This is a genomic window from Paenibacillus montanisoli, from assembly GCF_003268025.1.
Lineage (GTDB): Bacteria > Bacillota > Bacilli > Paenibacillales > Paenibacillaceae > Paenibacillus_Z > Paenibacillus_Z montanisoli.
The window spans coordinates 631,083-652,288 of record NZ_QLUW01000003.1 but is presented as its reverse complement, the minus strand read 5'-3'; the positions used below and the strand labels follow the sequence as shown (position 1 = coordinate 652,288).

At 53.3% G+C, this 21,206-nt stretch carries 19 protein-coding genes and 1 riboswitch; of the genes, 6 read left to right on the top strand and 13 right to left on the bottom strand.

Annotated features, from left to right (window positions below):
• Positions 1–10: 10 nt before the first annotated feature.
• The 10 genes from DL346_RS18920 to metA all read right to left on the bottom strand — a co-directional run bounded on the left by DL346_RS18920 (position 11) and on the right by metA (position 11,418).
• On the bottom strand, positions 11–1,339 hold the full coding sequence (locus tag DL346_RS18920; RefSeq protein WP_112883700.1) for a response regulator transcription factor: 1,329 nt from the start codon (positions 1,337–1,339) through the stop codon (positions 11–13).
• Positions 1,340–1,593: 254 nt separating this feature from the next.
• A complete protein-coding gene (locus tag DL346_RS29780; protein ID WP_276311567.1) occupies positions 1,594–1,722 on the bottom strand; it encodes a hypothetical protein in 129 nt (42 codons plus the stop codon).
• A gap of 76 nt (positions 1,723–1,798) precedes the next feature.
• The gene (locus DL346_RS18915; RefSeq protein ID WP_112883699.1) at positions 1,799–2,317 is read right to left on the bottom strand and encodes an RNA polymerase sigma factor; all 519 of its coding nucleotides are present in this window, start codon (positions 2,315–2,317) and stop codon (positions 1,799–1,801) included.
• A 116-nt stretch (positions 2,318–2,433) separates the two neighbouring features.
• The gene (locus tag DL346_RS18910; RefSeq protein WP_112884075.1) at positions 2,434–3,018 is read right to left on the bottom strand and encodes a 3D domain-containing protein; all 585 of its coding nucleotides are present in this window, start codon (positions 3,016–3,018) and stop codon (positions 2,434–2,436) included.
• A 92-nt stretch (positions 3,019–3,110) separates the two neighbouring features.
• On the bottom strand, positions 3,111–5,051 hold the full coding sequence (thrS, locus tag DL346_RS18905; RefSeq protein WP_112883697.1) for a threonine--tRNA ligase: 1,941 nt from the start codon (positions 5,049–5,051) through the stop codon (positions 3,111–3,113).
• A 417-nt stretch (positions 5,052–5,468) separates the two neighbouring features.
• On the bottom strand, positions 5,469–6,470 hold the full coding sequence (locus DL346_RS18900) for a putative sporulation protein YtxC (protein ID WP_112883695.1): 1,002 nt from the start codon (positions 6,468–6,470) through the stop codon (positions 5,469–5,471).
• A gap of 348 nt (positions 6,471–6,818) precedes the next feature.
• On the bottom strand, positions 6,819–7,955 hold the full coding sequence (gene mqnC, locus DL346_RS18895; RefSeq protein WP_112883693.1) for a cyclic dehypoxanthinyl futalosine synthase: 1,137 nt from the start codon (positions 7,953–7,955) through the stop codon (positions 6,819–6,821).
• 171 nt (positions 7,956–8,126) lie between these two features.
• Positions 8,127–9,293, bottom strand: coding sequence for an aminotransferase class I/II-fold pyridoxal phosphate-dependent enzyme (locus tag DL346_RS18890; protein ID WP_112883692.1), 1,167 nt, complete (start codon positions 9,291–9,293; stop codon positions 8,127–8,129).
• Between the two features lie 8 nt (positions 9,294–9,301).
• On the bottom strand, positions 9,302–10,462 hold the full coding sequence (locus DL346_RS18885) for a PLP-dependent transferase (protein WP_112883690.1): 1,161 nt from the start codon (positions 10,460–10,462) through the stop codon (positions 9,302–9,304).
• A gap of 38 nt (positions 10,463–10,500) precedes the next feature.
• A complete protein-coding gene (gene metA / locus DL346_RS18880; protein WP_112883688.1) occupies positions 10,501–11,418 on the bottom strand; it encodes a homoserine O-acetyltransferase MetA in 918 nt (305 codons plus the stop codon).
• Between the two features lie 97 nt (positions 11,419–11,515).
• Positions 11,516–11,622, bottom strand: a riboswitch (SAM riboswitch).
• A 473-nt stretch (positions 11,623–12,095) separates the two neighbouring features.
• Here metA and corA point away from each other — a divergent pair.
• Positions 12,096–13,031 carry a magnesium/cobalt transporter CorA gene (gene corA / locus DL346_RS18875; protein WP_112883686.1) on the top strand — a complete coding sequence of 312 codons (936 nt, stop codon included), beginning with the start codon at positions 12,096–12,098 and terminating at the stop codon, positions 13,029–13,031.
• Positions 13,032–13,126: 95 nt separating this feature from the next.
• Entirely contained in the window at positions 13,127–13,765 is a 639-nt protein-coding gene (locus DL346_RS18870) for a LysE family translocator (RefSeq protein WP_112883684.1), read from the top strand.
• Between the two features lie 6 nt (positions 13,766–13,771).
• Here DL346_RS18870 and DL346_RS18865 read toward each other — a convergent pair whose 3' ends face one another.
• The gene (locus tag DL346_RS18865) at positions 13,772–14,419 is read right to left on the bottom strand and encodes a metal-dependent hydrolase (RefSeq protein WP_112883682.1); all 648 of its coding nucleotides are present in this window, start codon (positions 14,417–14,419) and stop codon (positions 13,772–13,774) included.
• A gap of 855 nt (positions 14,420–15,274) precedes the next feature.
• Entirely contained in the window at positions 15,275–16,546 is a 1,272-nt protein-coding gene (locus DL346_RS18860) for an MFS transporter (protein WP_112883680.1), read from the bottom strand.
• Between the two features lie 188 nt (positions 16,547–16,734).
• Between DL346_RS18860 and DL346_RS18855 the strand changes: the two genes are divergently transcribed.
• The 3 genes from DL346_RS18855 to DL346_RS18845 all read left to right on the top strand — a co-directional run bounded on the left by DL346_RS18855 (position 16,735) and on the right by DL346_RS18845 (position 19,522).
• Complete coding sequence (locus DL346_RS18855; protein WP_112883678.1) at positions 16,735–17,637, top strand: LysR family transcriptional regulator; 903 nt, start codon at positions 16,735–16,737, stop codon at positions 17,635–17,637.
• Between the two features lie 12 nt (positions 17,638–17,649).
• Entirely contained in the window at positions 17,650–18,459 is an 810-nt protein-coding gene (locus DL346_RS18850; RefSeq protein WP_112883676.1) for a histidinol-phosphatase, read from the top strand.
• A gap of 145 nt (positions 18,460–18,604) precedes the next feature.
• Complete coding sequence (locus DL346_RS18845; protein WP_112883674.1) at positions 18,605–19,522, top strand: EamA family transporter; 918 nt, start codon at positions 18,605–18,607, stop codon at positions 19,520–19,522.
• A gap of 7 nt (positions 19,523–19,529) precedes the next feature.
• Here DL346_RS18845 and DL346_RS18840 read toward each other — a convergent pair whose 3' ends face one another.
• On the bottom strand, positions 19,530–20,369 hold the full coding sequence (locus DL346_RS18840; RefSeq protein WP_112883672.1) for a DUF695 domain-containing protein: 840 nt from the start codon (positions 20,367–20,369) through the stop codon (positions 19,530–19,532).
• Positions 20,370–20,598: 229 nt separating this feature from the next.
• On the opposite strand from DL346_RS18840, the gene DL346_RS18835 reads away from it, so the two are divergent.
• On the top strand, positions 20,599–20,907 hold the full coding sequence (locus DL346_RS18835; RefSeq protein ID WP_112883670.1) for a winged helix-turn-helix transcriptional regulator: 309 nt from the start codon (positions 20,599–20,601) through the stop codon (positions 20,905–20,907).
• The last annotated feature ends 299 nt before the right edge of the window (positions 20,908–21,206 follow it).

Below are 21,206 nucleotides of genomic sequence, written 5' to 3'. Positions count from 1 at the left end.
CCCTCCGCGTTTACCTCGATTTACTGCGATATTCGTTCGGCGTTTTGCCGGTGTACTTCTTGAAGACTTCCGTGAAGTAGGCGGGATCGGAATAGCCGACCTGTTCCACGATCTCATAAATTTTGAGATTCGAGCCGCTAAGCAGCTCCATTGCACGCTGCAGCCGAATGGACGTGAGGAAGCTCAAAAATGTTTGCCCGGAATTCTTAAATAGAGCAAACAGATGGCTGCCGGAAATGTGAACCTGTTCCGCTACCTCCTTAAGCGTCAAGCTGCGGTTGAAATGTTCCCTGATATATTGCTTTGCCTGTACGAGCATTAGGCTGGCAGGCTCCGCATCCGATTCGCGGCTGTCTTCGGCTTCCGTTTGCCCCTTGCTTCCGAGGACGGCCGGAATGGTCCGGTTTGCCGCCGTCGTCTCGGACGATCCTGCCGCCAGCGTGCCTTCTTCCATGTTCGCGGCCAGCGCCGCCGAAGCCGCCTGCGCGCTCAAATAAATTTCAGCAGGCGAAACGACGGGATGGCCCACGCCGCCGGAGAACGACGATTTGAACAAGCCCCGGTATTTGCGCCACAGCGGCAGAAGCTCGGCGAAATGGGCTTTTGCCACCGCTTCCGGCTTCATGGACAGCACGTACGCCTCTCCCGTCTGTTCATTCACCCAGTGGTAGCCAAGCTCTTTGCCTTCCCATAAATCCGTCAAAATATTGTCCAGTGAAAAGACGAGCAGCTTCTTCTCCTTGTCCCGTATGACCGCACCCGGCTCTACGAGGCGATCCGGCCGGAAAACCGCGACGGTATAACGTTCTGCCTCCAGAAGCACTTCGCCGTCGGAGAGCCCCTGCTCCAGCTCGACCTCGGAGAGCGGCTCCCGGAACAAGCGGCGCAGGAAATCGACGCGCAGCACGCGAGCCAGCAGCTCCGCCTTGCGCTTCAGCACGGACACGCGGAATTCCGCCTGCTTCTCTTCGCGCAGCCGATCAACGGTCCGGGCGAATGTATCGTGCATCATTTGAAATTGCACCGGCTTAAGCAAATAGTCGATCGCGCCTAGCTGCAGCGCCTTCTGAGCATATTCAAAATCGCTATAGGCGGAAAGAACGACGACGCGGATGAACGGATACCGCGCGTTCAGCGCGGTCATCAGCTCGATGCCGTCCATGAAGGGCATGCGAATATCCGTAAGGACGAGGTCGACAGGCCGCTCCTCCACGAATTGAAGCGCTTCCAATCCATGCGAGCAAATTCCCGCTACTTCTATTCCGACCAGATCCCACGTCCATGAAGCGAGGCCCTCACGAATTTCTTTCGCGTCATCTACGATTAGCAATTTATACATTTTGCGATTCCTCCCGCTCGTTTACGTTTACAGCAAGCATCGGTAAAAGCGTTCGTTTAGTACTTAAAAATTTTATTAAGTTCCAGTGTAACGCTGTCGGGGCCATTCGACAAGGGCTATGCGACGTCCGAAGTGTGCCGGATGACGACGATAAGCGCCGATGAAGCCGGCGATTTGGGCAGCATAGACAAAAGAAAAGAGGGACCTCGTAAGGTCCCTCTTTCTAAGCTGCATGGCAGCTGCGGTAAAAACGTTTATTTTTCCGCTTTCTGTGACGCGGCTTTAGTCGTAGCATTTGCCTGGTTTGCTGCATTCTCAGCCGCAAATTCCGCGTTGTACTTGTTTTGGGCTGCATTAAATTTATTGTTTTTGTTTTTAGCCATCCTGCTCACCTCCCCGTACAACCATTAGTATGGCAAGGCCGGGAATCGTTTATGTAAGCAAGCGACCAATATTTGTTCAGCTCATTTTCTCCCGCAAATACTTCTTTGTCCGATGCAGCCGAGCTTTGATGGTGCCGACGGGCACCTGCATGACAGCGGCGATTTCCGCATCTTTAAACCCATAATAAAATTTGTAAAGCAGCATCGTCCGCGACAGCGGATCGAGCATTTCGAGCAGCTCGGAGATCTCGAGCATGACGGCTGCTTCATCCCGGAGTACGCCGCGGTCAGTGCTGTCCAGTATGTACGTGTCGTCGGTCGGCCGGGTCCGTGCCGCCCTCTTATTCAGGTTTGAGGCAATATTGCCCGTGATCGCCTTCGCCCATGCAGCCAGCTTTGAGCGCTCCCTTAGTGCCGATTGCTTCATAAGCATGCGCACCCACGCTTCTTGAACGGCATCCTGCGCATCGGACTTATTGTACACTTTCGCGTTGGCGACTTGAATCATCTCGTTATAAAGCGCAATCAGCTTGTCCTCATAGACCTCCGACTGGAATAATGCAATAGACTGAGCATCGGATGATTCTTTGTTCATGTCTCTCCATCCTTAGCGTTATATGATAGCGCTGTCGACGTGTATTTTAACATACCTTTTTTGCAAAAAAAAGAGAATATTCAGCAATTAGCTCTGAATATTCTCTCCTATGTCGACTAGGACTCAAGCAGTTCGCGCGGAATCGTTTTCTCGGCCGTGACCGCTTCGTTCAACTCATTCAGCCAGGCTTCCGTTAACTTCCCGTTGCCCCGCCTCAGAACGCGAACCGTCACCTTACGTTTCCCCCACTGCTTAAATACTTGCTTCCTTGTTTCAAAATAAAGATCGATCTTCTTCCCTTTGATCTTGGAACCGGTGTCCGCTACGATGCCATACCCGTATCCCGGTACATAGAGCAAGGTTCCGATCGGAAACACTTTTGGATCCGCGGCGATGGTCGAAACCAAGCCTCTGCGCACCCGGACGCCCGAATAAGTAATGCCGTATTGAGGATGTCCCGGACGTTTGCCGGTTGATTCGACGCCCGCCGTGTAGCCGGTGGCGACAACTTGAATGGGCTTATAGGCTTTGGTTGCTTGCTTCGGGGGAGAGTCCGGCTTGGCTGTCCCAGCCTGATTACTGTAGCGCTCCATCCCCACACTGCCTGCTGCCGTGCAATCCGCAGCCAAGAGGCAAATCACCATCGATATGACGGCCGTGCTAATTGTTAGTATGCGTTGAAACGACAAAAAGCTTGTCATCATTTGGGTTGTTATCCTCCTTAGTTCGAAGGATACCCAAGTGCGACAAGCTTTATGCGGAATCTGGCAGCATACGCCAGCGCTGGGTGAAGTTAGATTTGCTTCTGTGCGATTTCCGATTGCAAACGCGCAATCAGTTCAGCAACCGGCATAGAGCCGAGATCGCCTTCGCCGCGCTTGCGGACGGAGACGGATTCGGAGTTCGCTTCATTCTCGCCCACGACGAGCATGTACGGCGCCTTTTCCAGTTGAGCCTCGCGGATTTTGTAGCCCAGCTTCTCGTTGCGCAGGTCGGACTCTACGCGAATACCGGCAAGCTGAAGCTTCGCTTCCAGCTCGCGTGCGTAGCCTTCATACGCCACGGATACCGGGATGATTTTCGCTTGGACCGGCGACAGCCACAGCGGCAGCGCGCCAGCGAAATTCTCAAGCAGGAACGCCGTCATGCGCTCCATTGTCGAAATGATCCCGCGGTGGATAACGACTGGACGGTGCTTCTTGCCGTCATCGCCGACATACTCGAGCTCGAAGCGCTCAGGCAGCAGGAAGTCCAGCTGCGCAGTCGAAAGCGTCTCTTCCTTGCCGAGCGCCGTCTTGATTTGAACGTCCAGCTTCGGTCCGTAGAACGCCGCTTCGCCTTCCGCTTCGAAGAAAGGCAAGCCTAGTTCTTCGACAACCTCGCGGAGCATGCGCTGCGACATTTCCCACATCTCGTCGTTCTGGAAATATTTCTCCGTATCCTGCGGATCGCGGTAGGACAAGCGGAAACGGTAATCCTTGATGCCGAAATCCTCATACACTTGGCGAATAAGCGTTACGACGCGCGCGAACTCTTCCTTGATCTGATCCGGACGGCAGAAGATGTGGGCATCGTTCAGCGTCATCGCGCGTACGCGGTGCAGACCCGTCAACGCGCCGGACATCTCATAGCGGTGCATGGTGCCGAGCTCGGCGATCCGGATCGGCAGGTCGCGGTACGAGCGCATGTCGCTCTTGAACACCATCATATGATGCGGGCAGTTCATCGGTCGAAGGACAAGCTCCTCGTTGTCCAGAGCCATTTTCGGGAACATGTCTTCGCTGTAGTGCTCCCAGTGGCCGCTTGTTTTGTACAGCTCAACATTCGCCAGTACCGGCGTATAGACGTGCTGGTAGCCCAGGCTCTCTTCCAGGTCGACGATGTAGCGCTCCATCGTTCTGCGCAGACGTGCGCCGTTCGGCAGCCAGAGCGGCAGGCCTTGACCCACTTCGCGCGAGAACGTGAACATTTTCAGTTCACGGCCCAGCTTGCGGTGATCGCGTTTCTTCGCTTCTTCCAGGAAGTGAAGGTGCTCATCCAGCTGCGCTTTCTTCGGGAAAGCCGTGCCGTAGATGCGCTGCAGCATCTTGTTCTTGGAATCGCCGCGCCAGTATGCGCCTGCAACGCTAAGCAGTTTGAATGCTTTAATGCGGCCGGTCGAAGGCAAGTGCGGACCGCGGCACAAGTCGAAAAATTCGCCTTGATCGTAAATGGTTAGCTGCACATCCTCAGGCAGGTCGCGAATCAGCTCCAACTTCAGCGGATCGTTGATCTCGGAGAAGATCGCGACCGCTTCCTCGCGGCTTACGACGCGGCGGCGGATCGGCAGGTCCTCTTGGACGATGCGCTCCATTTCCTTCTCGATTTTGACCAAGTCTTCCGGCGTGAGCGACTGCTCCATGTCAATATCGTAGTAAAAGCCGTCTTCGATGACCGGGCCGATGCCGAGCTTCACTTCGTTGTTCTTGCCGAACAAGCGCTTGATTGCCTGCGCCATCAGATGCGCCGTGCTGTGACGGTAGACTTCCAGTCCGTCCGCAGTTTCCACGGTCACGATTTCAAGGGCAGCGTCGCCTTCAAGCGGCGTATAAACGTCGACGACTTTGCCGTCCACTTTGCCGGCGATCGCGTTTTTGCGAAGACCGCTGCTGATGGAGCCTGCCACTGCTTCGATTGTTGTTCCTTGCTCGTATTCCCGAACCGCACCGTCCGGAAGCTTTACTTGAATTGCCATACCCTTCGTTCCTCCCACAATGGTTGTTGTCAATGCCATGCGGTTTGCAGCCAATAAAAAAAGCACGCATCCCGCGAAGGGACGAGTGCTTGTCATAGACCCGTGGTTCCACCCTAGTTCAATCAGAGCCGAATAACCGTTGCCGCTTATACGGACTGCTGATCCTTGTAGACGTTCTGTAACGGGAACGGCCCGGTACAGCTTACTTCCATGCCTGCATCGCAAGAAGGGTTCAACCGCACAGCTACAAAGGGGTATATCGCCACTGCAACGCGAGGAAATTTCAGCCGGGTTTCCTCTCTCTGGATCGTGCACGAGCTGGTGATACATATCTTTGTCATTGCTTTTACATGTCAACTATTATAAACGGAGGCCGACTGGCAGGTCAAGCCCGTCAGCTCCATTTTACGTTCACGTTCACGGGATCACGTTACGAACGCGCTTCTCGGCAACCGGATCGGCCGCTTGCGCCGCGGGCTGCCCTTGTTCTTCAAAGAAGAAATTGCAATGGCCGCATGTGCAGCAAAGGCGTACGCGATGTTCAAAAATCGTTTCAAGCGTGCGCATCACGGGCAGGTCAGGCTGGCGCGTATGGATGACGATCTGCTGCGGCGAAACCGTAATCAGCGTGCTGACGATCATATCCTCCATGTTCATTTCCGATTCCAGCATTTCCGCCACGATGCGGTCTGCCTGCACCGTCTCAAGCATTTGAAAATCTTGGTCATACAGCACGAACTCGCTGCCGCCTTTATGCAGCACATGCACAATCGGGAGCTTCACTTCCTGCATGCGCACGAAATATTTGAGCAGCGAGATGAACTCCTGGTATTGCTTATCCATCACATATTCATCGACCGCATAGGCGACGACTTCCTTCAGCTCCAGCCAGTAGGCGGCAAGCCTGAACGTGACGAAGCCATCAAGGTTCAGGCGTGTATGGCTGCCAAGAAATTGCTCGATTTCATCGGCGACTTTGCCCATCCGGCGCTCTCTGTCCGTATGCATCATGGCCGTGTCGGTATCATCGACCTGAAGGGCAGGAACCGAGGTACCGTACAAGATGTTATGGCAGTAGCGCTCAAGCACTTCGATTTCTTTGCTTTCTTCATAGCGGAACTGCTTGCGGATAATCGCTTTCAGCAGCATCGGCTCAAGCTCGGACATAATGTAACTGGCAAAAGCTTTCGCGGCTTTGCGGTATATGACCGGACCATCGGCAGCGAGCGAGAAGCCGGCGAGATCCACGAGGCATGAAATTTCCATCGTTTCATAAAATGGCCTAGTGAAGCTTACATACGGAACGGCGGCAGCTAAGTTGTCACTATGTAATTCGACGAATTCTTCGCTCAAGCAGAGGTGCAGACGATCAATCGCTTCACGGGAAGCCGAAAGCAAAGAAACAGTGAAGAGTTCCATAGGCTCACTCCTAAAAGTTTTTCGGACATAGGTGCCGGGAAACCGGCAGGACTGGGAGAAAAACTTACATCGGAAGCATTCGCTTAGTTGCTGCGAATACGGTTTACATTGAAATGGAAGCCGTCAAGCCGGCATATTGGGCGTTATACGAACGCAATTCGTGCATGTAACACGAAATCGAAGCGGCTGAAAAGGCATCTTGCGCTTCCCTAACAGTATATGGTTCCTCAAAAGCATATATACGATGTAGGCGTTGGTACGGCTAGTGAGGGATTGGGCCTGGAGGGGAATCATGGAATAACGAAAAAAGCTTCCATCAGTGATGGAAGCTTCTTTCTATTGTATCGATTAATTTTGCATGATAAAGTCGTTCTGCGCCTTCTCGGATTCGTTATACATTTTCAGAATTTCATAGCGGGTATTCCGCTGCGCAGGTGTTTTGCCGGCCTCGCGGATAAGGCGAAGAATCGTATCGATATTCACCTTATGCGTTGTGCCTGCCGCGGAAACGACATTTTCCTCGATCATCGTGCTGCCGAAGTCATTGCAGCCGTAGGAGAGAGACAGCTTGCCGATTTCCGGCCCCATCGTCACCCAGGAGGATTGGAAGTTGTCGATATTATCAAGCGTAATCCGGCTGATCGCGAGCGTCTTCAGATATTCCTCCGGCGTCGCTTTCTCGCGCTTCATGTTCGTATTTTCGGGCTGGAACGTCCATGGAATAAAGGCCAGGAAGCCCTTGGAGCTGTAACCGTTCGCTATGCACTCATCCTGAGCGTCACGTACGCGAAGCAAGTGAAGCGCACGCTCTTCCATTTCCTCGCCGAAGCCGATAACCATCGTTGCGGTCGTGTTCATGCCGATGCGGTGCGCCGTCTTCATGACGTCCATCCAGTCGGTCCAGGAACCCTTCAAACGGCTGATTTTGCGTCTGGTGCGGTCGTCAAGAATTTCTCCGCCGCCGCCTGGCAGCGAGTCAAGACCGGCTTTATTCAGCTCGCGCAGTACTTCCTCAAGCGACAAGCCGCCGGAAACGGCGACCATTTTATGAATTTCGGCCGGGGAGAAGGAATGCATCGTAATGCCTGGGTAATGCATTTTGATTTTACGCAATAAGTCCAAATAATACGTAAAGGGCAAATCCGGATTAACGCCGCCTTGCATGAGAATCTCGGTGCCGCCGACATCCATCGTTTCTTGGATCTTCTGCAAAATCACTTCATCCGGCAGCACGTAGCCTTCCTTCGAGCCAGGCGCACGGTAGAACGCGCAGAAGCGGCAGTACACGTCGCACACGTTCGTGTAGTTAATATTTCGTCCGACGACGAATGTCGTCACCGGATCGGGATGGCGGCGCAGCATCAGCTGGTTGGCCACATGACCCATCTTCTCAATTTCATCGGATTCGAACAGCGTAACGCACTCCTCGAGTCCGATCCGTTCTCCTTGCAGTGCTTTATCTAAAATGCGATCGACCTGCTGCATCGCGGAGACCTCCTTCTATCTGCATATCCGTCACTTGAATTACATTCAACTTATACTACCACAACCAACAAACAGCGTCATGTACCGAGAGTGGCCGTAAGAGCTTGCCTTAACGCCGAAAAACGCGGCTAGTCCGTCAGGACTGCCGCGTATCGCTCTATTTGCGCCTTATTACCCTTTCAGTGCCTGATCCAAGTCCGCGATCAGATCGTCGATGTCCTCCAGACCGACCGAATAACGGAGCAAACCGTCCGTAATGCCGCGTTCATGGCGTACTTCGCGAGGCATCGCGGCATGTGACATCATCGCCGGATAAGACAAAATACTTTCAACGGCACCAAGACTTACCGCTACGAGCGGAAGCTTCACACGGCTAAGAACGGCCTTGGCGCGCTCGCCATCGCCGACGTCGAAGGAAACAACTGCGCCGTAGCCCTTCGACTGCTTCTCATGAATGTCGCGGCGGGGATGATCCTCAAGACCCGGGTAGTAAACCTTCGTTACTTCCGGGTTGCTGTTCAGCCATTCCGCAAGTTTGCGGGCGCTGCGTTCGCTGTGCTCCATCCGTGCTTGCAGCGTCTTCATGCCGCGTATCAGCAGCCAGGATTCTTGCGTACCAAGTACGGTACCAAGTCCGTTCTGCAGCTGTTTCAGTCTCCGGCCCAGGCTATCATTAGCTACGACAGCCAGTCCGGCCAGCACGTCGCTGTGGCCGCCGAGGAACTTCGTCGCGCTATGGAGCACAATATCAACGCCAAGCTCTATCGGACGCTGGTGGTACGGCGTCATGAACGTATTGTCGAGCAGCGTAATCAGCTCATTCTCCTTCGCCCAAGCGGCGATTTCGCCGATATCGGTAATTTTGAGCGTCGGGTTAGAAGGCGTCTCCATGAACACTGCCTTCGTATTCGGCTTTAGCGCCGCCTTCACCGCTTCGAAATCGGTCATGTCCACGAAGGTCGATTCGATGCCTAGACGGTTCAAAACAGTCGTCAGCAGACGGTAGGTGCCGCCATATACATCCTCGGTTACGATCACGTGATCGCCCGTCGAGAACAGCAGGAACGCCGTCGAAATCGCCGCCATCCCCGACGCGAAAGCGAAGCCGCGAACGCCGCCTTCAAGCAAAGTAATATAATCTTCCAAAGCCTGGCGCGTCGGATTGCCGGAACGGCTGTAATCGTGCGTCGGCGGATTGAAAATATCATGATGATGGAATGTCGATGCCTGATAGATCGGCACGCTCGACGCGCCGGTATGGCTGTCGATTTCGGAGCCGAAATGAATCAGCTTCGTCGCGAATTGGGCATTCTGCTTGTCTTGGTTCTTCTCTGCCATGTTCGTTCTTATGCCTCCCCAAGCTCACGTTTCGCCGCATCAAAGGCTTGCGCCAAATCCGCGATCAGATCATCCGCATGCTCAATGCCGACGGAGAAGCGCAGCAGACGGTCGTCAACGCCGATCTTCTGGCGAATTTCAGCCGGAATATCCGCATGGGTTTGAACAGCCGGATAGGTCATCAGCGATTCCACGCCGCCAAGGCTCTCCGCGAATGCGATCAGCTTAATATGACGGAGAATCGGCTCCACATACGCGGCATTTTTCAGCCGGAACGAGAAGATGCCGGTATTGCCGGAGGATTGGCGGTTTTGCACATCATGGCCAGGATGATGAGGCAGTGCCGGATAGTACACGTCTTCAATAGCGTCGTGGGTCAGCAGCCAGTTCGCGATAGCCGTCGCATTCGCCTGATGGCGCTCCATTCGCAGCGCCAGCGTCTTCATGCCGCGCATCAGCAGCCAGGAGTCCTGCGGCCCGAGCACCGCGCCGAGCGAGTTGTGCAGGAACGCCATCTGCTGGGACAGCTCTTGGCCTTTCGTCACGATGAGGCCGGCAAGCACGTCGTTATGGCCGCCAAGGTACTTGGTCGCGCTGTGAACGATAATGTCGGCGCCGAGCTCGATCGGACGCTGGAAGAACGGCGTAAGCAGCGTATTGTCCACGATCGACAGCATGCCTTTGGACTTCGCCCACGAACAAACCCGCTCCAAGTCGGTAATCATCATAAGCGGATTGGTCGGCGTTTCGATCAGAATCGCTTTCGTCGCCGGCGTGACCAGCTGGTTCATCGCATCGATATCGTTCGTGTCCACATACGATGCGGTCACGCCGAACTTCGTCATGATGCGCTCCAGCAAGCGGTATGTACCGCCGTACAGATCCAGGGATACAAGCAGATGATCGCCATGCTCGAACAGCGAGAATACGGTCGTCAGCGCGGCCATGCCGCTGCTGCAGGCAAACCCGGCATCGCCGGACTCCAGCTGAGCGGCCGCCTCTTCAAGCACGCTCCGCGTCGGGCTCTTCGTGCGGGCATAGTCAAAACCCGTGCTCTCGCCAAGCTTCGGGTGGCGGAAGGCCGTCGCTTGATAGACCGGGAAGCTGACCGCTCCGGTAACGGGCTCTTTGATGGATCCAATTTGTGCTAAACGGCTTTCAATTTTCATTCGAAGTGTCTTCCTCTCGCGATTAGTTTGACCTCTTATTAAATGCCAGCGCCTAAATCATAAGGGGTTTGCTGATAAACGTAATAATTCAGCCAGTTCGAGAAGAGCAGGTTGGCATGCGCTCTCCAGCTCGACAGCGGGATCTTCGATGGGTCGTTGTTAGGATAATAATTCTTCGGCAGCGCAATGTCCATTCCTTTCGCCGCATCGCGGTCATATTCCGCCTTCAGCGAAAGCGGATCGTATTCGGAGTGACCCGTTACGAAGACCTGCTTGCCGTTCTTGGAAGCAACGATATAAACGCCGGCATCTGGTGAAACGGATAAAATATCAAGATCCCGCACCGCTTCGATATCCTCCCGGCGCACTTCCGTATGCCGGGATTGCGGAACAAGGAACAGCTCGTCGAAGCCGCGGACAAGCGGTACGTTGCGCTTCTCGACCAAATGCGGGAAGACGCCGAACATCTTCTCCGATAGATCGTATTTGGGAATGCCGTAATGGTGGTATAGGCCGGCTTGTGCGCCCCAACAAATATGGAAGGTCGAGGTGACTCTGCGCGCGGACCAATCCATGATATCCTTCAGCTCTTCCCAGTAGTTCACGTCCTCGAAAGCCAGCGTTTCCACCGGCGCGCCGGTAATCACCATGCCGTCGTAATATTCGTGCTTGATATCGTCGAAAGTTTTATAGAAGGCCTCCAGATGCTCGGCCGACGTATTCTTCGAGACGTGCGTCCGCGGATGCAAGAGCACGACTTCCACCTGCAGCGGCGTGTTCCCGATCAGGCGAAGCAGCTGCGTCTCCGTCGTTTCCTTCGTCGGCATTAAATTCAAAATCGCGATCCGCAGCGGGCGGATATCTTGATGGTAGGCTACGCTCTCATCCATTAGAAAGATGTTCTCGTCAGTCAGAACGTCTTTTGCAGGCAATTGGTCGGGTACTTTAATCGGCATGTTAATCTCTCCTGTCTGCTGGAATTGGATTCAAGAAGGAGCGCAATGAAAACAGCCCCTCTCTAACGAGAGGGGCACAAATGTATCGTTCATGCGCCTCTCATCTCTCAGAAACATACGTTTCCGCAAGAATTAGCACCGTACGTCTACACGCCGGTTGCCGGGCTTCATCGGGCTAGTCCCTCCGCCTGCTCTTGATAAGAAAGCTTGCTTATTTAATTAGTGAAAATCCTTAGCTCCTACTTTAAATCATTCCGTTATTTCCGTCAAGAAGGAGCCTAGGCCCAATCGACAAAAACCGCGTAACCTTGGGCTCTTCCCGGCATATGGTAATACGTAGTGCAGGCGCTACTTTCTTCTTGAATGGAAAGACATTGTCGGAGTATACTAGACAAGGATTACGCTAAATTTTTGCACAATTGACCAAATAAAGGGGTGTTTACGACTATGGAAGGCGACCCGAGGCCTGCGGACAACCGCGCTGATAACCGGTATGTACGGAAGATAGCAGGAAGGCTTACGTCATCCATCCATATTCGCATACGCGCCGCTTCATGATAACGAATTAAGCAAGCAGCGCAGCATAGCGAATACTGGCTTGCTTTGATGCTTTCTTGTTCTCCTCTCCGCTGCCGGCATCCGGGAATGGTTTCAACAACATGAGAGGAGGAACGCGGATGAAAATTCGTCATGTCAATCAAGGCGTGTTCACAGCCGTTGAAGATATTCATGCAACTGTGGTGCCGCCCGCCCAGGGCTTCTACTGGATCGATGCCGATGTGGATGACCTAAGCGTGTTACAGCCGATCTTCTCGATTCACGAGCTGGCGGTCGAGGACTGCCTAAGCGAAGAAGAGCAGCGGCCGAAGATCGAAATTTATGAAAGCCATTATTTTATCGTTATTAACAGCATCCGATTTGACGATGAAGAGATTTTTCTGCGCGCCTTGAACATTTTTCTAGGACGCCATTATATTATTACGGTAACCAAACAGAAGATTAACGAGCTGCGTACGCTGAAGCCGATTTTGCTGGAGGATCAAGTCAGCCGGCCCGACCGCTTCCTGTACCACCTGGTCGATATCGTCGTCGATAATTACTTCCTCGTCGGCGACCGGATCGAAGCTCGCATCGAGAGCTTGGAAGAAGACATTTTGGTCCATACCAAGAAATCGCATCTGAACGAAATCATCGGTCTTCGAAGCGAGATACTGTGGTTGAAGAAAGTGCTCGGTCCGCAGAAAGAGCTTATCGCAACGCTCAATAAGAAGGACTTGAAGCTGATTGACGATCAGTTGCAGAAGTACTTCAGCGATATTTACGAGAATGCAGTCAAAATCGCCGAGACGTTCGAGACGTACCGCGATCTGATGGGCAACTTACGAGAAGCATACCAATCGTCGCTTGCCAACCGAGCGAACGAAATCATGCGCGTCTTTACCGCGCTGACGACGATCTTCATGCCGCTCACCTTCATTACGGGCATCTATGGCATGAATTTCGACTTTATTCCTGGCCTGCATCTGCACGGCGGCTCCTATATTTTACTCACGTTTATGCTGCTGCTGGGGTTCGGGATGTTTTTTATTTTCCGCAAGAAAGAATGGCTTTGAGTTTACAGCCTTGCTAAATCATAAGGCTCTCCCGGGTCGCTCGCGGCTCTGGAGGGCCTTTATATTTTTATTCATACCGGAGGACAAGCAGCAACATGGTACTTTCACTCGCATTTATGAAAGGCTTCCTCTTCTCGCTGTCGCTTTGCTTCGACCTTGGCATTGTCAACGTCGCGATGATCAAAACCGGCCTGGAGAAGGGCTTTAAGCGTTCCTTCATGCTCGGCTTCGGCTCCTGCTTCGGTGATCTGACTTATCTGATTCTGGCGCTTGCCGGCGTAACGATTATTTTTCAAATCCCGGCTGTCCGCTGGGTTCTGTGGATCGGCGGCACGATCGTGCTGACTTGCTTGACCGTGCAGATGATCCGCAAAACGATCAAGCCCGATCCGATCCGAATCGACGAGGGCGAAGTCAAAGGAAACAAGAAAGAATTCGTCTGGGGCCTGGGACTCGCTCTGTCATCGCCTACGGTCATTCTTTGGTTCGCCGTTGCAGCCGGTCCGATTCTCGCGACCTTGAACGTACACTCCGCCGCGCCGCTGACGGCCTTTATAATCGGCTTCTTCGTTGCCGGAATGGCTTGGTCAGCCTTTATCGCGATCGTATCCGGCATCTCCCATAAACGGGCAAGCACCGGATTCGTCCGCGCCGTGTCGTTCCTCTCCGCGCTTATCTTCTTGCTGCTCGCCGTGAAAGTATTCACGGACGGATTTCACTCGCTGCTCTCCTAGCCCCGCTTAGCCGAAGGGCAGCTTGAACGTTCTCTTGGACAGCGGGTACAGCCATTTGACGCCGCTCGGCGTTAATGTATCCGCTACAAGATGGGATACATAGCCGCAAATGGCCGTGGTCATGATCCCATCGATGCCAAGCTCCCGCTCCAGCCCCCATCCTATTGCTCCCCAGGCGATGACCGCCCAGACGGTATGCGTCAAGCCGCGATGATTAAGCCATGGCACCCAAGCCACAAACAAGCCCAGTCCCATCAACCAGCCCTGTCCGATTGCATAACCTGCATAGAGCAGCACGGCACCGATAAGGCTTACAAGCCCGTTGCGGATCGCGCCGTTCGATGAAATAAGGCCAAGCAGCAATAACACAGCCGCCGCGATGGACAAATACGGATAAAAGATTGCTTTTGCCGCGTACAAATAAGCCGTTGCGCCTGCCGCGAATACACCGCCCCAAAGCATCAGGACCCGAATCAGCCTGGCCGCCTTGCTGAGCTTTCCGCTCAATAGATTCGTGCCGTCCAAATCCGCGCTTAAAGCTGAAAATGCGGCAACAAGAATAAAAGCTGCCGCGTTCGTGACCGTTATTGGATGCGTTGCCGCCGCAACGACGCCAATGGCAGCACCTATTGCTAAATGCGTGGTACCTTTCATTCCTGCACCTCCAGAAGACTGACTAAGCAGTTATCATCGGATTCCGAACACCAGTTCGGAATTATTGGTTTATTATACCTTCTTTAAATAAATTGTTCAATGGCTGACATTGTACACCTTCCTCTTTCGCTCAATTCGAAGCTTTTCGCGCGATGAGGTGCTCCCACAGCACCTCTTTCTCTCCATTCGCCGCTTTTTGCGCGATGAAGTGCTCCCACAGCACCTCTTTCGCTCAATTCGAAGCTTTTCGCGCGATGAGGTGCTCCCGGAGCACCTCTTTCTCTCCATTCGCCGCTTTTTGCGCGATGAGGTTCTCCCGGAGCACCTCTTTCTCTCCATTCGCCGCTTTTTGCGCGATGAGGTTCTCCCGGAGCACCTCTTTCGCTTAATTCGAAGCTTTTCGCGCGATGAAGCGCTCCTAGAGCACCTCTTTCGCTCAATTCGAAGCTTTTCGCGCGATGAGGTGCTCCCACAGCACCTCTTTCTCTCCATTCGCCGCTTTTTGCGCGATGAAGTGCTCCCGGAGAACCTCTTTCGAAGCTTTTCGCACGATGAGGTGCTCCCACAGCACCTCTTTCGCTTAATTCGAAGCTTTTCGCGCGATGAGGTGCTCCCACAGCACCTCTTTCGCTTAATTCGAAGCTTTTCGCGCGATGAAGCGCTCCCGGAGCACCTCTTTCGCTCAATTCGAAGCTTTTCGCGCGATGAAGCGCTCCTAGAGCACCTCTTTCGCTCAATTCGAAGCTTTTTGCGCGATGAGGTGCTCCCGGAGCACTTCTGCTCCTCAAACAAAAAAACACCGCTCGAATTCACATTCAAGCGGTGTTTCCTGCCATTCCTTTATTACTGCGCCGGCTACACGGCTTCGCTCGCCAATGCTTCCTTCCGGCCTTTGTCAAAATTCACATAGAACAACAGTGCGATGCCGATGATAAAGAACGCCAGCAGCGCCAATATGCCAAGCCGGCTAGAGCCGGTTATCGTGCCGACGACGGAGAACACGAACGGTCCCGCCACCGCGGCGAACTTGCTCGACAAGCTCAGGAAGCCGAAAAATTCGGCTGTCCGGGACGGAGGAACCAGCGTTGCGTAAAGCGACCTCGCCGTCGCCTGGCTGCCGCCCTGCACGAATCCGACCATGATCGCCAGCGCATAGAAATGCAGCGCACTCGTCATAAAGTAGCCGAGCAGCACGATAATAACGTATACGGTCAGCGAGCAGTAAAGCGAGTTCTTCATCCCGATCCGGTTCGCGAACTTAATGAACAGCAGCGTGCTCGGGTAGCCGACAAATTGCGTAATGAGCAGCGCGGCAATCAAGTCCATCGTCTCGATTCCGATACCGCTGCCGTAAATGGTCGCCATTACGATGACGGTGCTGATGCCGTCATTGAAGAACCAGAAAGACGCCATATATTTTAACAGCTCCGGATAGTGCTTAAGCGTTCTCATCGTATTGCCGATGCGCTGCAAGCCGCGCTGCATCATGTCGCCGAAGCCGGCGGCCGTCCCTCTGGCCGTCTCCCTGACGTTGCGCATGATCGGAATCGAGAACAGAATCCACCAGATGCCCACAGTGACGAACACGGTCTGCGTAGCGAACGTTTTGTCCGGAAAACCGAACAACTTCCATTTCTCGATCATGACCAGGTTGACTAGCAGCAGCAGCCCGCCGCCCAAGTAGCCCATGGCATAACCTTTATTGCTGACGGCATTTAGCGTCTCCGGCGTAGACACCTCCGTAATCAACCCGTCGTAAAACGTATTCGAAGCGGCATAACCGATTGTGCCGATAACGACAAGAATGGACGCGAGCAGCCAGTCGTTATTCCCGACCAAGGCCATCGCAATCGTCGCAAACGCGCCGATAAACATAAACACCGACAAGAAACGAACCTTGGAGCCGGAGTAGTCTGCAATCGCCCCCATAACCGGGCATAGCAGCGCAACGAAGATCATCGCGATGGTTTGCGTATACCCCCAATAGTTCTCCGCCGTATTTCCAGCCAAATCAGCCCCTGCGACCGTCTTGTAGTAAATCGGCATCACCGCGGCCATGATGGTCGTAACGAACGCGGAATTGGCCCAATCGTACATCATCCAACTGCGCACTGCCTTCGGATTCATTCTATTCGCTCCTTTATGGCGATTAAACTTTCAGTCACACCATCATTCGACAATGCATCAGTTGAATCCTGCTCCTGATCGTAACGGGATTTTCCTAGAACTATGCAATTTTTTGCCGAACAGCCGTTTTTCCTTTATACTAACAAATAGGTGTGATAAAAATCTTTGATCGCTGAAGGAGGGATTCCGTGAACATCAACCAGCTTGAAACGTTGCTGACCATTTCACGCACGATGAGCTTTCGTAAAGCGGGTGAGCTGCTCAATCTGACGCAGCCGGCTGTTTCCGCCCAAATCAAAAGCCTTGAGGATGAGTTTAAGACGGTTCTAGTCGACCGGAATCAACCCGTCACGTTAACGGACCGCGGCCAAGTGTTCCTTGATCACGCCGAGCGAATATTGACTATCGTAGAAGAACTGAAACAGAAGCTCTCTGACCTGAGTCAGACGCCGCAAGGCCATATCGTGCTGGGCACTACCTCTTCCATCGCGATTCAGATTTTGCCGCGGGTGCTGTCTTACTTTCAAGACCAATTTCCGCTCATCAAAACGACCATTCATTCCATGCCGTCATCCGGCGTCATGGCAAGCGTCGAGAACGGTACCGTCGATATCGGCATCACCTACCTGTCGGAGCGTAATCCGAACGTGGAAACTTCGATCCTGTATTATGACACGTATGAACTCGTCGTTGCGCCCGAGCATCCAATGGCCCATTTGAAGCATACTACCGTAGAGTCGCTCAAGGACATACCCATGATTATGCTCTCTCCGGATACATTAGGACGACGGTTCTTGGATCAAATTTTCCGCAGATTCAATCTGCAGCCGAACATCGTGATGGAGCTCTCGAGCAGCGAGGAAGTGAAGCGGATGGTCGAAATCAATCTAGGCGCGGCGGTCGTCTCCAAGCTATCCATCGCAAATGAGGTGCGCCTCGGCACGCTGAATCGGATAAAAGTCAACGAGCTGGACATGAGCCATCCGGTCGGTCTCGTCTATAAGTCGGGCAGGTACATCAACTCGGCAATGCAGCAGTTTTTGAGCGATTTGAAGGGCATGCCTGAAGATCAATTCATAAGCAGCGAGTAGGAGGAGATTCACGTGAAGTTTGACTTACATACGCACCATTTCCGATGCGGCCATGCGGACGATGATATCGAAGCGTATATTCAAGCAGGCATTAATGCCGGCCTGAACGTCATCGGGATTTCGGATCATTCCCCGTACTTCGCGAGCAGCGAGGATCAGCCGAGCCCCGGCATCGCGATGGCAAAGAGCGATTTCGTCAACTATATCAAGGAAGTGCTTCGGCTGAAAGCCAAGTATGAAGGCCAAATCGACGTGCTTCTCGGCGTGGAGTCGGACTTCTTCCCGGAGCATGCGAAGGTGTACGGAGACGTCTACGCTCAGTATCCGTTCGACTACATCATTGGTTCCGTCCACAAAACGCGCGGGGTAAGCATTTTTAACCGCAACCGTTGGAAAAAACTGAACGAAGCCCAGAAAATCGATGAAAAACGCCATTATTACGATCTTATCGGACAATCCGCCCGCAGCGGCATGTTTCAGATTCTCGGCCACATCGATGCCATGAAGGGGTACTACCCGGCCTTCTCCGCTCTTTCGGCGGATGATGCCATAGACGACTGCTTGAAGTCGATCGCGGATAGCGGCGTTTCCATTGAAATTAACACGTCCGGCAAGACAAAAGACGTCGGCGGTTGGTATCCGTCCGATGCGATCCTTGAGCGCGCGCATCACTTCGGCGTTACCGTAACGTTCGGCTCCGATGCCCACAAGCCGAGCCGAGTCGGCGACGATTGGGCGCTTGTTGCGAAGAGGCTGAAGGAAATCGGTTTCTCGGAATGGTTTTACTACAAGAACAAGAAGCCTGTCAGTGTCCCGTTATAAAAAAGTGGACCTGCACGCGGCAGGTCCAAAGTCATATATAATCAAAAGGGGGTCTTGCATTTATCATACCCCCGCATTGTAATGGGACTGTAACAGAACGATTTCAATTGTGTAACAAATTTGAAGTGCAGGATGGTGTGTTTTCATGTGGTTTGCGGCTGCCGTTGGCAGTGCGGTGCTGTTCGGATTAGCCGGATGGTGGATGAAGGTGTCCCAGATGCAGAGCGGTTCGTCCGCATTCCTGCTTCTGGGCCTTTATATTTCAGGGACTTTCGGCTTTGGCATCCATGCCGCCATGCAGCATACGCTGGTGAGCTCGCTTTCCGACCCGCGGGTTTGGATTGCAGGGCTGCTGATCGGCGCCGGATCCGCACTAGGGAACGCCCTGTTCATGAAAGCGCTGGAATGGGGACCGGCGAGCCTCACCTCTCCTCTGACGAACATGAATATCCTTCTGGTCGTCGCGCTCGGCACGTTCGTCTACGGCGAAGCGCTGTCCGTAACCGAGCTGGGCGGCATTATCTTGCTGCTGCTTGCGATTGTGCTCGTATCGATCCGAGGCAAAACGAAAGAGACGCGCATTAAGCCCAGATGGTATTTCTATATCGGCGTTAGCATCGTGCTGTTCGCCGTCCGCAACGGCGGGTTAAAGGTCACAGGCGATCTGGGACTTGAAAGCGCTCCGATTCTCTTCGCCGCTTACGGCCTGTCCGTATTATGGTTTGCAGCGGCTTCGCAGCGCGAATGGAGCAGCCAAACATCGCTAGGCGGATTGCCGGCAGCTGCCCGGGCAGGTACCGCTGCCATCATGCGGCGATCGCTGCGTTCCCTGTCCATCGGCATGAAATGGGGGCTTGTCGCCGGCCTCTTTTCTTATGGGGGCCTGCAGCTCTACGCCATCGCGCTTGAAACGGGACGCGCCAATATCGCAGGCCCGATCTTCGCCGCCAATAGCCTGGTCGTTGCCGCGGGTGCCATCTTGCTTTACCGCGAACGTTTGAATGTTTATCAGACTGTCGCTTTCGCGCTCACGATTGCGGGTCTTGTCCTGATTCGGATGTAAACGAGGTTCAAGAGTTGCGTCCTGCGAAAGCTTTGCGCAGCGCTGTTTCGATGGCGCTGTACCGACGGCGAATAAACCGTCGGACCCGTCCGGCGGCAGACAGCTTTATCACAGAGCCCCAGCCGTCGTAGCGTCCGCCGCTTCCGGCCAACAAAGCATGAAGCTCGCGAACCCGCTCATTTACCGTATCGAGCCTGACATCTTCATAACGGCTAATAACGAGCGGATACGGGTAGCCGTGCTCGGGCCTGCCCTCCTTCTCCTTCTCGATTACGTAGCCGAGCTCCTCAAGTACAGGTACGATTTCATGCCGGTCCCCGTCATCCCGAAACTGCAGCCAATGGTAAACGATTCTCGGCTCGCCTACATTGTCGCCTTTATGGATGAGCGCATAGATCATCTGTGCATTATGTACGAACATTTCCTCAAGCTCATCCGGCAGCAAGAATCGATAAAAATCCCACTGCGGATCCTCCTTGCGGTACACTTGTGCCCGAAACGGCCAATTTTGCAACAGCCAAGCATTAATCGCAGGGTGATCCGGCTTGCCGCCTTTCGTATAATAATAAAACTCCAGCCGCGTCGCCGCATTGATCCGACCGATATAAATGGCCTCACTTTCCTTGCTGCCCAGCCATTTCTCCAGCATGGACTCCAACTGCTCCAGCTGCTTCACGAATTCCCGGTTCGATCGGTTATGCGCTCGGACCGGATAGAGATTTATCGTAATCGAGAGCAAATCGGTATATCCGGTCAGCGGCGCACGCCCTTTGTAACCGGCATTGATCAGCACGCGAAGCTGCTCCGACTCAGTCCGGCGTTCATAGAATCCCCAATTATCCGTCATCCGGCACACCTCTACATCATCGAATAGATTGTTTTTTATAATGTCCTAGCATTTATTTCGGCTGCGCCCGAATACTTTATAAGTAATTTGTAAATAAATTCCTTACAGATGCAACTAACTTTATTATAGTATATAATGAATTAAAAGCATTTGTCCGAACTTGGCGAAATGCCCTCCCTTTTAAAAAGGTCCTGTGCTACAATAGAATCATCGAAAGCGGGGTGATAACGTGGATTATTCCAAAATGTGCCCAAAGTATGAGTGCGCAACCGAGCTGCTCGGCAAGAAATGGACCGGGATGATCGTTCGCGTGCTGTTGGGCGGACCGAAGCGGTTCAAGGAAATGAAAGAGCAAATCCCGGAGATGAGCGATAAAATGCTGACCGACCGGATGAAAGAGCTCGAGCAATTCGACATTATTAAACGTAACGTTTATCCGGAGATGCCGGTTCGAATTGAATATGAATTAACCGAAAAAGGACGGGGACTAGAGCCCGTTATCCAATCGATTCAAGATTGGGGCGAAACCTGGTGTTAAAAGCTGCCGTGATATACGGCAGCTTTTTTGCTTTTTGTATATAAGAAAAAGCGTGCACGGGTTTTTGCACGCTTTTTTGCGACTTTAGCACGGAAACGGTATGCCGCAGGCATGACGGTTCGGAGCGACTTTGGTGCGCAGCACCACGGGAGCGACGAGTCGTCATGCCTGCATGCAGTGCCTTCCAGCAAAGGAGCCGATCTCTGCCGCCCATGGTTGTAAAACCGGGCGACTTTGGTGCGGAAACGCAGCAACAGGTATTCCGAATTTGAGACACTTTGGTGCGAAGCACCACGGGA